This window comes from Curtobacterium aurantiacum (assembly GCF_018598555.1).
GTDB lineage: Bacteria > Actinomycetota > Actinomycetes > Actinomycetales > Microbacteriaceae > Curtobacterium > Curtobacterium aurantiacum.
In genome coordinates, this window is record NZ_JAHEWN010000016.1 from 39,352 (window position 1) to 50,981 (window position 11,630).

Sequence of the window (11,630 nt, forward strand, 5' to 3'; positions counted from 1 at the left end):
CCCGATGACCGACGGCGGACGACCGGCACGGTGGCCCCCGGGTCAGCTGCCGGACGGAACCACACACGGGCGGACGGTGCGGTACGGGGACCGTACGGATCAGGAGGCATGCTTGCGACGCAGCACGTGCGGTGACGTCACGGACCGGGCGACCCGGTGACCGCGCTCGACGTCAGCCGACAGGACCGCCGCCGCCTCACCACCGGCACCGCCCGTCGTCGCCTGGTCACCGTGCGGACGGTGGCGCTCCTCGCGTCCCTCGCCGGCGTGAACTACATCGTGTGGCGCTGGGCGGCCTCGGTGAACTGGCACTCGTGGTGGATCGCGATCCCGCTGATCCTGGCCGAGACCTACAGCGTCATCGACTCGCTCCTCTTCGCCCTCGGGGCATGGCGGCTCCGGGAGCGCGGCGAACCCCCGGCGAAACCGTCCACCGACGTCACCGTCGACGTCTTCATCACGACCTACAACGAGCCGATCGACCTGGTCGAGCGCACGGCCCGCGCGGCGAAGGCGATCACGCACCCGCACACCACCTGGATCCTCGACGACGGCAACCGCCCCGAGATGCGCGCGGCGGCCGAGGCGCTCGGCATCGGCGTCATCACCCGCGGTGCCGACTGGGTCGACCGCCCCAGACACGCCAAGGCCGGCAACCTCAACAACGCCCTGCTCGCGACCCAGGGTGAGTTCCTGCTCATCCTCGACGCCGACCAGGTGCCGGACCCGGCGATCCTCGACCGCACGCTCGGCTACTTCAAGGACCCGCAGATGGCGCTCGTGCAGACGCCGCAGTGGTTCGAGAACGTGCCGGAGGACGACCCCCTCGGCAGCCAGGCGCCGCTGTTCTACGGACCGATCCAGCAGTCGAAGGACGGCTGGAACGCCGCGTTCTTCTGCGGGTCCAACGCGATCCTCCGGCGCGAAGCCCTCATGCAGCTCGGCATCTCCCGCTACGTGGCCGAGGTCGAGGCGTCCGTGCAGCGCACCCTGTCGACGTCGCGCAAGCTCCTCGCCCGCTCCCGCGAGACCGAGACCGACCCGCGCGTGCTCGCCGCCCTCGACGACGCCGAGGCCGTGGTGGACCAGGCGCGCGAGCAGGTGCGCGCCGGTGAGCCGCTCGGCGACGTGACGTACGCGTTCCAGCGGGGGATCGACGCCATCGCGTTCCGGTTCGCGGCCGCCGACCTCGAGTCGGTGCGCAACGACCTGCAGGAGCTCGCGGCGATGTCCACCGACGCGAACACGTTCGCCGGCCTCGACGACGCCGCCCTCGACGTGCTCGGTCGGCGTGAGGCGTCGCCCGTCGCGGCCATCGAGTCGATCGCCGTGCTCGCCCGTGCGCTCGACGTCAACCGTGACGACGAGGCGCAGCCGATCATGCCGCTGGCGACGATCTCGGTGACCGAGGACATGGCCACCGCGATGCGCCTGCACGGCCTCGGCTGGAAGTCGGCGTACCACGACGAGATCCTGGCGAAGGGCCTGGCCCCCGAGGACCTGCCGACGATGCTCGTCCAGCGACTCCGCTGGGCGCAGGGCACCATGCAGGTGTTCTTCCGCGAGAACCCCCTGGTGCAGAAGGGGCTCTCGTGGGGGCAGCGGCTCATGTACTTCTCGACGATGTGGAGCTACCTGTCCGGGTTCGCCGCGATCGTCTACATCGCCGCACCCGTGCTCTGCTTGTCGTTCGGAGTGGTCCCCGTGCAGGCCTACAGCGTCGACTTCTTCGCCCGACTCATCCCGTTCCTGGTGTTCAACCAGCTGCTGTTCTGGGTGGTGGCCGCCGGCAGACCGACCTGGCGCGGGCAGCAGTACTCGCTCGCCCTGTTCCCGGTCTGGATCGAGTCGGTGACCAGCGCGTTCGAGAACGTCTTCCGGGGCAAGCCGCTCGGGTTCCGTGTCACCCCGAAGGTCCGCGACGCGACCGAGCAGAAGCCGCGGTGGGACCTCGTCAAGCCGCAGCTCTACGCGATGGGCGCCCTGGTCGCCGCCCTGGTCATGATCGGCATCCGCTACCTGACCGGGCAGGCCGAGGGGATCGCGCCGCTCGTGAACACCGCGTGGGTCATCTTCGACCTGTTCATCTTCAGCATCGTGATCCGGGCCGTCCTGTACCGCGGTCCGGCCACCCCAGCCCAGTCCGAACACGAGTCGAGCACCGCCGGAGGACCCCTGTGAGCACCGAGACCACGTTCGAGGTGGCCGCGACGCCCGACTCCCTCGACGAGGTGCAGGACCGCTTCGCCGCGTGGTGGGACGGCCTCGGCATCGACGACGTGCGGCTCCGCTTCGCGCTGGAGACCGCGCTCGCCGAGGTGGCCGCGAACATCGTCGAGCACACCGTCCGCGCCGACCGGGGGACCGGCCGTCGCTACAGCGTGCACCTCGAGGCGACCGAGCAGGCCCTGACGGCGGTGCTCACCGACAACGGCATGCCCGTCGACATCGACCTGAGTGCGGTGACCATGGCCGACGTGGAGCAGGAGAGCGGGCGCGGCCTCGCACTCGCCATCGCCGCGCTCGATCGGCTCGAGCACCGACACGAGTCCGGCCACAACGTCTGGATCCTTGCGTGCGACCGGTGAAGCACCCGGTGGCCCGTGCGGTCGCGCTCCTCGTCACCATCGCCACGCTCCTGCTCGGTGGCGCCCTGCCGGCGTCCGCGGCCTCGGTGCGCCCGGCCGCCGCGGTGCAGCCGGACGAGGGCACGACCTGGTTCGGCCCCGACCTCGACTGGGCCAGCGACTCGCCCGAAGGCTACGAGGGTCGGCTCGGCGCGACCCCCTCGATGTACGGGGTCTCCGTCGACTACCCGCTCGACCGCACGGCGAAGGAGGAGCTCCTCCGCTCGGCACGTGCGGCGGCGACCCAGGGTGCGGTGCTCGTCGTGAGCCTGGAACCCGACCGCGAACTGCGGTCGCTCGACACCGCGGACACCCGTGCCGTCAACACCGTGTTCGAGGACCTGCACGACCAGTACGACACCCAGGTGCTCGTCCGGTTCGCACCGCAGATGAACGGCACGTGGGTCCGCTGGGGCCAGCAGCCCACGGAGTTCGTCCGGGCGTTCCGCGCGCTCGGCACCGCCGTGCACGCGGGGACGTCGGACGCGCTCATGGTCTGGTCGCCCGGGTACGGTGCCGGGTACCCGTTCGGCGAGTCCGCCGGGCGGTTGCGGAACCTGTCGCCGGTCGACGTCGCGAAGGCGGACACGAACGGCGACGGGCAGCTCACCGGCGCCGACGACCCGTACGGCCCGTACTGGCCCGGCGCCGAGGCCGTCGACTGGGTCGGGCTGTCGATGTTCTCGTACGGCAAGGGCGACCCGACCGAGGCCGCCGGTCGTGCCGTGCCGCTCACCCGGAGCGGTGAGGTCGAGGCCCGGTTCGACGAGGACTGGGGCTACGACCAACCGCAGTCGGGCACGTTCTACGACCGGTTCGCCGCGGCCGACGACCGCCCGATGCTGCTCGACACCGGTGCCCTGTACAACCGAGAGCTCCAGGGCGATGCCGAGCTCGAGGTCAAGCGGAGCTGGTGGCGGCAGGTGCTCGCCGCCGTGCAGGAGCGTCCGCTGATCCGGGGCATCACCGTGCTCGAGGCGGAGCGACGCGAGCCCGAGGCGGGCAACCGCGTGGCCGACTGGCGACTCACCGCGGACCCGGGCGTCGCCGAGGCCTTCCGCAGCGACCTCGAACGGTCCGGGGACTTCGCCTTCGGCCCGGTCACCGACCGCGTGACCGTGCAGCAGGGCAACGCCGCGATCTCCCAGGAGTACGAGACCGGTGGCGACCAGATGGCGTGGATCGTCTGGCTGGCCGCCGGCCTGGCGATCGTGTTCCTGCTGAGCGGGGTGTTCGGCCGGCTCCTGCCGAGCTGGCGCTACCCCGACGACGGCAAGCCCGGCCGTGACCTGCGGCTCGACCTGTTCCGCGGGTTCATCATCCTCGCCGTGGTGATCACGCACATCGAGATCGGCGGACCGTACTCGTACCTCACGCTCCACGCGGTCGGCGCGATCACCGGCGCCGAGATGTTCGTGTTCCTGTCCGGCATGGTGCTCGGCATGACGTACCCGTTCGCGGTCAAGAAGTTCGGCGAGTGGGCGGCGGCGATCGGTGCCTGGAAGCGTGCGCGCAAGCAGTACGTCGTGACGCTCGTGGTGATCGCGGTGGTCTTCGCGCTGAGCTTCGTCCCGTTCCTGAACACCGACGCCATCACCACGTTCACCGACCGCGGCACGGGCACCGGCGGTGTCGACGCCGAGGGGCGGGTCTACGACCTGTACCCGAACGCGATGCAGCTGCTCGCGTACCCGCCGCCCTGGTACGCGATCCGGCAGTTCCTGCTGCTCGAGATGGGGCCGTGGCCGTTCAACATCATGGGCCTGTTCGTGGTGCTCAGCCTGTTCATCCCGGCGCTCGTCTGGGTGATCCGCCGCGGCTTCTGGTGGGCGCTGCTCGCCGTGAGCTGGGCGCTGTACGTGTTCCAGGCGCTCAACCCCGACTTCCGTCCGCTGAACTCCCAGTTCGAGGCGGTGTTCCCCCTGTTCACCTGGCAGGTCGTGTTCACCCATGGGCTCGTGCTCGGCTACTACCGACGGCAGATCGTCGGCGCGCTCACCGGGCGCCTCGGCAAGGTCCTGGTCGGCATCGCGGTCGGCGGGTACGCGGCGTTCCTGGTCTACGTCTGGGCGGGGGACCACTTCGGGTTCACCCCGGTGCCGTTCCCGGAGTCGATGTACCAGTCGCTGTACAACACGGCGTACCAGCGGGTGGACCTGCAGTGGGGCCGTCTCGTCGACATCGCGTTCTTCGCGATCGTGTCCTACGCGATCCTCACGGTGTTCTGGAAGCCCATCGCCGCGGCCATCGGCTGGCTCTGGATCCCGCTCGGGCAGGCGAGCCTGTACGTCTTCGTCTGGCAGGTGTTCTTCGCCCTGGCGATCGCGTCGATCCCCGGCGTCCCGTGGGGTGACTTCTGGATCGGCTTCGTCGTGCACACGGCGCTGATCCTGCTGGCCTGGTACATGGTCCGCAAGAAGTTCCTGTTCTCCGTCATCCCGCGCTGATCGCGCGCACGGATGGTGAGCAGGAACGGTCGGGTCCGACGTGCGGACCCGACCGTTCCTGCTCACGAAGCGAGGGCGGACGGACGGGAGGCCCGTGGCGGTGTCGCCACGGGCCTCCCGTCCGTCCTGCGGTCGCGTCTCAGGACGCGGGCAGCCGCTCGCGCAGGGCGCCGCGGACCGAGCCCCACGCCGCCAGGCGGTCACGGATCGTCTCGTCCTGCTCGGCGGCCAGGGCGTCCCGGTGTGCCTGCTCGAGCACCTCGTCGATGACGACGCGGCGTCCGCTGCGGGCCGACGTGATCGCGGCGTCGACCATCGTGAGGCTCATCACGTTGCCGTGCACCTCGCCGTCCGGGGTCCCGCCGGAGCGGACGGCCCGGACGAAGGACGCCAGCGACCCGGCGATCTCGTGCCCGACCGACGGCGCGGCGGCAGGGGACCCGGCGGTGCCGTCGAGGTCGCTCGACGGGTCGTGGTCGCCGTCCCAGAGTGCCGTGCCGGCCGCTCCGGAGGCACGCCAGTCGCCGTTCCACGAGGTCTCCGCCCCCGGCGCGCACCACGAACCGTCGTAGACGTAGCGGATGTCGTCCTCGAACGTGAAGACGGCGGCGGCCGCCGCGTCGCCCCGGTACCAGGACCACGACGGGTTCCACGACTCGCAGTACACCGACACCGGATCGCGTTCGAGCACGTAGCGGGCGGAGTCGAAGGCGTGGATCGCCATGTCGAGCAGCAGGACGTCGTCCATCTCCTCGCGGAAGCCACCGAAGTGCGGGGCCTTCGCGAACCGGGTGCTCAGCCCGCCCACGGCACCGAGGTCACGGACGTGCTGCCGGAACGCGACGAGCTGGTCGTTGTAGCGGCGCGACTGCGACACCATGAACAGCTTGCCGGTGGCCTCGGCGGCGGCGGCGAGCGACAGCGCTTCGGCGACGGTCTGCGCGGCGGGCTTCTCGCCGAGCACGGGGAGTCCGGCCCGGAGCGCCTGCAGCGTGACCGGGTGGTGCGCGACCGGCACGGTGATGTCGAGGACGGCCTCGGCACCGGTCTCGGCGGCCAGCACGGTCAGGTCGGTGCCCACCGGGATCGACGGGTCGCCGGCGTGTTCGGCCCCGGCGCGGGCGGCGTCGAGGTCGAGGTCGACGATGCCGACGAGCTCGACCTCGGGGTCGGCGGCGACGGTGGCGAGCCAGGCCCGCCCCATCCCGCCGGCGCCGACCTGGAGGACGCGAAGCGGGCTCACGCGTGGGCCCCGTCGCGCTCGGCGGGCTCCGGTGCGGTCGACGGCTCGGCGTCGTCGAACGGGCCGCGGTAGTGCTGCCCGTCGAAGTACTCGCCCAGGTCGTAGCGGCGGAGCGTCGGGATCTCCCGCTCACGCTCCGGCCGGGCCCACTCGGCGCCGTTCGCGATCACGCGACGGACGTCCGGGTGGTGGTACACGGGGAAGTCCTGGTCACCGGGGGAGAAGTAGAAGATCTTCCCGAGGCCGCGGCGGTACGTCATGCCGCTCCGGAACACCTCGCCGCCGGTGAAGCCCGAGATGAACACGAGCTCGTCGGGCGTCGGGACGTCGAAGTACTCGCCGTACATCTCCTGCTCGGGGATGACGATCGGGTTCGGCACCCCGCGGGTGATCGGGTGCTGCGGGTTGACCGTCCAGACGAGTTCCTGGTCGTGCTCGCTGCGCCAGCGGAGGGTGCACGTGGTGCCCATCAGCTTGCCGAAGATCTTCGACCAGTGGCCGGAGTGCAGCACGAGCAGCCCCATGCCGGAGAGCACGTGCCGGTGCACCCGGTCGACCACGGCGTCGTCGACGTCTTGGTGCGCGGCGTGCCCCCACCAGGTGAGGACGTCGGTGTCCGCCAGGACCTCGTCGGTGAGACCGTGCTCGGGTTCCTGCATGGTGGCGGTCCGGACGACGGCTTCGGGCAGGTGTTCGCGGATGCCGTCCGCGATCGCGCCGTGCATGCCGTCGGGGTACCGCTCGGCGACGTGCTGCTCGACCTGTTCGTGGACGTTCTCGCCCCAGACGGTGATGCGGAGCGGGGTGCTGGTCATGGTGTGTGCCTTTCGGGGGTGGTGGGACCCGGTCACTTGACTGCGCCGCCGGTGGCCCCGGCGGCGATGAACTTCTGCGCCACGAGCAGCAGCACGATGGCGGGGATCGAGGCCATCACCGCGGTGGCCATGACGGTCGACCAGTCGGCGGTGAAGGTGCCGATGTAGTTGTAGATGCCGAGCGTGATCGGCCGGACGTCCTCGGTGGTGGTGAGGGTCAGGGCGAACAGGAAGTCGCTCCAGGTGAACAGGAACGTGAACAACCCGGCGGTGATCAGGGCGTTGGCGCTGATCGGCACGACGACCGAGCGGAACGCCCTGAAGTTGCCGGCACCGTCGACCTTCGCGGCCTCGATGATCGACGGCGGGATGTTCTGCATGAACGCCCGCATGATGAGGATCGCGAAGGGCACGCCGGCGGTGCTGTCGGCCAGGATCAGCCCCGGCACGGTGTTGAGCAGCCCGAGGTCGTTGTACGCCGCGTACAGGGCGTTCGCGACGACGATGCCCGGGATCATCTGCGAGATGAGGATGCCGAACAGCACCGCGTTGATGCCCTTGACCTTGAACTGGGCGAGCGCGTACGACGCCGGCGTCGCGATGAGCAGGCTGACGACGACGCTGCCCAGGGCGATCACCAGGCTCGTGACCAGGGCGCCGCCCTGGTCGGCGATCGCCTGGGCGTAGCCGCCGAGCTGCGCGTTGATCGGGAACCAGGCGGCCTCGATCGCGGAGCCGGCCGGCTGCAGGGAGATGTTGATCATCCAGTAGACGGGGAACAGCATCACGGCGAGGATCAGGATCCCGACGCCGGACAGCACCCACTGCTTCGCGCTCGTGGGACGGACGGGTCGCCGGGTGCCGCGGGTGACCACCGCGCGGGTCCGGAGGGCGTCGGTGGTGGACGCTGCGTCAGTCATCGACGGCCTTCCTGTTGAGGCGGAGGTAGACGATCGCGAACAGGGCGGAGATCACGATGAGGATGTTGCTCAGCGCGGCGCCCTGCCCGAAGTCGAACTGCTTGAACGACAGGTCGTAGGACTGGGTCGCGATGGTCTGGGTGGCGTTTGCCGGCCCGCCGTTCGTCAACCCGAGGATGATGTCGAGCACCTTGATCGTGTAGACGACGCCGAGCACGAGCGTGACGCTCACGACCGGTCGCAGCATCGGCCAGGTGATCGCCCAGAAGGCCTTCCACCCGGTCGCGCCGTCGAGGGCCGCGGCCTCGTACAGCTCGGTGGGGATGTCCTGCAGGCCGCCGTACAGGATCGTGGTGTTGAAAGGGATCCCGATCCAGATGTTCACCGCGATGACGGTGATGAGCGCCACGGCGGGACTCGTCAGCCACGGGACCGACGGGATGCCGAAGCTGCCGAGGAACTGGTTGACGACGCCCGAGTCCTGGTCGAGCATCCACTTCCAGACCGCGCTCGAGACGATGAGCGGCAGCAGCCAGGGCAGCAGGAGCAGCGAGCGCAGGAGACCGGACAGCGGGAAGTTCCGGCGGAAGAACAGGGCGAGCAGCAGGCCGAGGACGAACTGGCCGACGATCGACCCGATCGTGAACAGCGCGGTGTTGAGCATCGCCGTGCCGAACAGCTGGGACGACACGACCGAGGCGTAGTTCGCCAGGCCGACCCACGGCGCCTCGCCCGTGTAGAACGTCGAGGTCGTGTACGCCTGGAAGCTCATGACGATGTTCTTGACCACGGGGTAGCCGAAGAACAGCAGCAGGAACAGGACGGCCGGCAGCAGGAACAGCAGCTGCGCGATCCGTTCGAAGCGCAGCGAGCGGCCCGGGCGGGGCCGCCGGGACGAAGCGGGCGCTCCGTTCCCGGCGGCCCGCCGTGGGGCGACGGGGGTCGCGGTGCTCGTCATGCTCAGTTGCTCGACTGCGCGTTCTGCAGGGCGTCGGCCGGGGAGTCCTGCCCGGTCAGCGCCGACTGCACGGCCGTGTAGATCTTCGTCGCGGCCTTCGGCCAGTCGGCACCGAGCTCGCCCGTGCGGGCGCGGGCGTCGGCGACGAGGTCGACGAACACCTGCTCCTCGGGGACGTCCTTGCCGAACTGCTGCGCGACGTCGGTCTTCGAGGGGATCGTGTAGCGGAGCTTCGCCATCGCGAGCTGGTTCGCGTCGCTGTTCATGCAGTCGACGATCTTCGCGGCGACGGCCTGCTTCGCCTTGTCACCGGTGTTCGGGACGGTCCAGACCTCGCCACCGAGCGGGGCCACGGCCTTGTCGCTTGCGGACTGCACGGGGATCTGCGCGATCCCGTAGTCGACCTTCGACTCCTTCAGACCGGGGATCTGCCACGGGCCGTTGATCATCATCGCGGCCTTGCCGGCCATGAACTGGTCGTTCACGTCGGCCTGGGTCCAGTTCACGACGCTCTTCGACATCGAGCCGTCGTCGACCAGGCCCTTCCAGAGCGACAGCGCCTCTTCGGTCTCCGGGGTCGCGATGTCCTTCTCGTCGCCGCCGTTCGACCACATGAACGGCAGGAACTGCCAGGTGCCCTCGTAGGTGGCGTTGGCGTCGACGGCGAACCCGTACTGGTCGCCCTTGGTGAGCTTCGCCGCGGCGGACTGCAGTTCGTCCCACGTCTTCGGCGGGGTGACACCGGCCTCGGACAGCACCTTCTTGTTGTAGAAGAGCGCGATGGTGTTCACGGTGGGGGCGAGGCCGTAGACCTCGTCCTCGTAGGTACCCGCCTGCAGCACGCCCTTCGCGTACCCGTCGGTCGAGATGTCGTAGTCGGACAGCGGTGACAGCGCACCGGTCTCGGCGATCTGCTGCAGGTCCGGGTTGTCGAGCATCAGGACGTCGGGCAGGGTCTTCGACGACGCCTGCTGCAGGACCTTCTGGATGAGCGACGAGCCGGGCACCAGGCTGCGCTTGATGGTGACGTCGTTGTCGGCCCCGCACTTGTCGAGGTACTCGCCGATGACCTTCTTGTCGTTGCCCTGGTTGTAGTAGTCGAGCACGGTGATGGAGTCCACCTTGCCGCCGGAGCTCGCGGACGAGCCCCCGGAACAGCCGGCGAGGACGAGGGGGACGGCCGCCAGCATGGCGACCGCGCTGAGGACCTGAGGCGTCCTGCGGTGTCGAGGCTTCATTGCTTCGCTCTTCTCTGGATGGTTGCCGGACACGAGTCGAACGTGTCGCTCGTGGATCGGGGACGACCGGACCAGAACCGCTCCGTCGCGTCCCGAGTGGGGTCGAAGCTAGCATCGAAGCGCTTTGATGGTAAAGCGCTTAGACGAACTTTTTCGTGCACCGCCCCCGCTACAGTGAGCGGGACAGGGTGAGGGAGCGGCATGGCGACGATGCAGCAGGTCGCCGACCGGGCGGGCGTCTCGATCGCGACGGTGTCCTTCGTCGTGAACGGCAACAAGCGCGTGTCCGCCGACACCCGGGCCCGGGTCACGGCGGCGATGCGCGAGCTCGGCTACCGGAACAACGTGGTCGCCCGGGCGCTGGCCTCGCGCCGCACCCGGATCCTCGCGCTCGTGTTCCCGGTGCTCGAGCACCGCCTCGGCCAGACCGCGCTGCAGTTCTTCACGAGCGCCGCGAGCCGTGCGTCCGAACTCGGGTACCACCTGGTCCTCTGGCCGGCCGTGACGACGGCCGACGACGTGCAGGAGCTCATCTCCGGCGGCCTCGCCGACGGGGTCGTCGTGATGGAGGTCACCATGCACGACCCCCGCATCGACCGCCTGACCGAGCTCGAGGTCCCGTTCGTGGCGATCGGCCGGACGGCCGACCCGTCCGCGATCTCGTTCGTCGACATCGACTTCGAGCGCACCGTCGAGGACGCCCTCGACCACCTCACCGGACTCGGGCACCGTCGGATCGGGCTCGTGGTCGAGGACCTCGACGGCACCACGATGGCCGACTACGGCCCGAAGGTCCGGTCCGAGGCGGCGTTCCGCGCATCGGTCGCCCGCCGTGGACTGACCGGCACCGTGGTCGCCGCCGGCGCCTCGGCCGAGGGTGGTCGTCGTGCAGCGGCCGACCTGCTGGAGCGTGACCCCGACGTCACGGCCGCGATCATCATGAAGGACGACTCGAACTTCGGGCTCGTCAGCGGGCTGCGGGCCGGCGGGCGCCGGGTGCCCGAGGACGTCTCGGTCATCGCGATCGTGTCCTCCGACGGCGCCGGTGCGGCGACCGAACCGGTGCTCACGACGCTGAACGCCCCCGGACCGGAGCTCGGCCGCCTGGCGGTCGAGTCCCTGGTCGAGCGCCTCGAGGGCGGCAGCACCGAACGCACGCACACGCTCATCCCGTGCGCCATGCACCTGGCCGGTTCGACGGCCCCCGCCCCGGCCTGACCTCCTGCCGGCCTGGAGGCTCGGGTCGACCCCGCCCCGTGCCTCCAGACGGTCGCCGGCTACGTTTCGGGCTGCGCGACAGTCCACGGGTCCCCGAGCGCGTGAGGTGTCGTCCAGCCCGAAAGGTGCCCGGCGCGCCCGCCGCAGGCGCCACCTGCCGGACA

The 11,630-nt window shown here is 70.1% G+C and carries 9 protein-coding genes; 4 read left to right on the top strand and 5 right to left on the bottom strand.

Features of this window, described 5'->3' with window-relative positions; translation table 11 throughout:
- Positions 1 to 231: 231 nt before the first annotated feature.
- From KK087_RS13675 to opgC, 3 genes are read left to right on the top strand one after another with little or no spacing between them, the layout of a single operon-like run.
- On the top strand, positions 232 to 2,181 hold the full coding sequence (locus KK087_RS13675; protein WP_307860069.1) for a glycosyltransferase: 1,950 nt from the start codon (positions 232 to 234) through the stop codon (positions 2,179 to 2,181).
- The gene (locus KK087_RS13680) at positions 2,178 to 2,588 is read left to right on the top strand and encodes an ATP-binding protein (protein WP_214529105.1); all 411 of its coding nucleotides are present in this window, start codon (positions 2,178 to 2,180) and stop codon (positions 2,586 to 2,588) included. The genes KK087_RS13675 and KK087_RS13680 overlap by 4 nt, the downstream gene beginning before the upstream one ends.
- Positions 2,585 to 5,074 carry an OpgC domain-containing protein gene (gene opgC / locus KK087_RS17950; RefSeq protein WP_214566049.1) on the top strand — a complete coding sequence of 830 codons (2,490 nt, stop codon included), beginning with the start codon at positions 2,585 to 2,587 and terminating at the stop codon, positions 5,072 to 5,074. Before KK087_RS13680 ends, opgC begins: the two co-directional genes overlap by 4 nt.
- A gap of 139 nt (positions 5,075 to 5,213) precedes the next feature.
- Here the strand turns inward: opgC and KK087_RS13690 are convergent, their stop codons facing one another.
- Genes KK087_RS13690 through KK087_RS13710 form a run of 5 tightly spaced genes read right to left on the bottom strand, consistent with a single transcriptional unit; the run spans position 5,214 to position 10,248 of the window.
- Positions 5,214 to 6,317, bottom strand: a complete 1,104-nt coding sequence (locus tag KK087_RS13690; RefSeq protein WP_214566051.1) for a Gfo/Idh/MocA family protein — start codon at positions 6,315 to 6,317, stop codon at positions 5,214 to 5,216.
- A complete protein-coding gene (locus tag KK087_RS13695; protein WP_214529102.1) occupies positions 6,314 to 7,132 on the bottom strand; it encodes a ThuA domain-containing protein in 819 nt (272 codons plus the stop codon). Before KK087_RS13695 ends, KK087_RS13690 begins: the two co-directional genes overlap by 4 nt.
- Positions 7,133 to 7,164: 32 nt before the next feature.
- Positions 7,165 to 8,052, bottom strand: a complete 888-nt coding sequence (locus KK087_RS13700) for a carbohydrate ABC transporter permease (RefSeq protein WP_214566053.1) — start codon at positions 8,050 to 8,052, stop codon at positions 7,165 to 7,167.
- The gene (locus KK087_RS13705; RefSeq protein ID WP_214566055.1) at positions 8,045 to 9,010 is read right to left on the bottom strand and encodes a carbohydrate ABC transporter permease; all 966 of its coding nucleotides are present in this window, start codon (positions 9,008 to 9,010) and stop codon (positions 8,045 to 8,047) included. Before KK087_RS13705 ends, KK087_RS13700 begins: the two co-directional genes overlap by 8 nt.
- A gap of 2 nt (positions 9,011 to 9,012) precedes the next feature.
- On the bottom strand, positions 9,013 to 10,248 hold the full coding sequence (locus KK087_RS13710) for a sugar ABC transporter substrate-binding protein (protein WP_214529100.1): 1,236 nt from the start codon (positions 10,246 to 10,248) through the stop codon (positions 9,013 to 9,015).
- A gap of 201 nt (positions 10,249 to 10,449) precedes the next feature.
- Here KK087_RS13710 and KK087_RS13715 point away from each other — a divergent pair, with 201 nt between their 5' ends.
- Positions 10,450 to 11,466, top strand: coding sequence for a LacI family DNA-binding transcriptional regulator (locus KK087_RS13715; RefSeq protein WP_250901121.1), 1,017 nt, complete (start codon positions 10,450 to 10,452; stop codon positions 11,464 to 11,466).
- Positions 11,467 to 11,630: the final 164 nt, after the last annotated feature.

Coding starts and splice junctions, on each gene's coding strand:
- KK087_RS13710 (WP_214529100.1), bottom strand. CDS start 10,248: ATGAAGCCTCGACACCGCAGGACGCCTCAGGTCCTCAGCGCGGTCGCC.
- KK087_RS13700 (WP_214566053.1), bottom strand. CDS start 8,052: ATGACTGACGCAGCGTCCACCACCGACGCCCTCCGGACCCGCGCGGTG.
- KK087_RS13705 (WP_214566055.1), bottom strand. CDS start 9,010: ATGACGAGCACCGCGACCCCCGTCGCCCCACGGCGGGCCGCCGGGAAC.
- KK087_RS13715 (WP_250901121.1), top strand. CDS start 10,450: ATGGCGACGATGCAGCAGGTCGCCGACCGGGCGGGCGTCTCGATCGCG.
- KK087_RS13695 (WP_214529102.1), bottom strand. CDS start 7,132: ATGACCAGCACCCCGCTCCGCATCACCGTCTGGGGCGAGAACGTCCAC.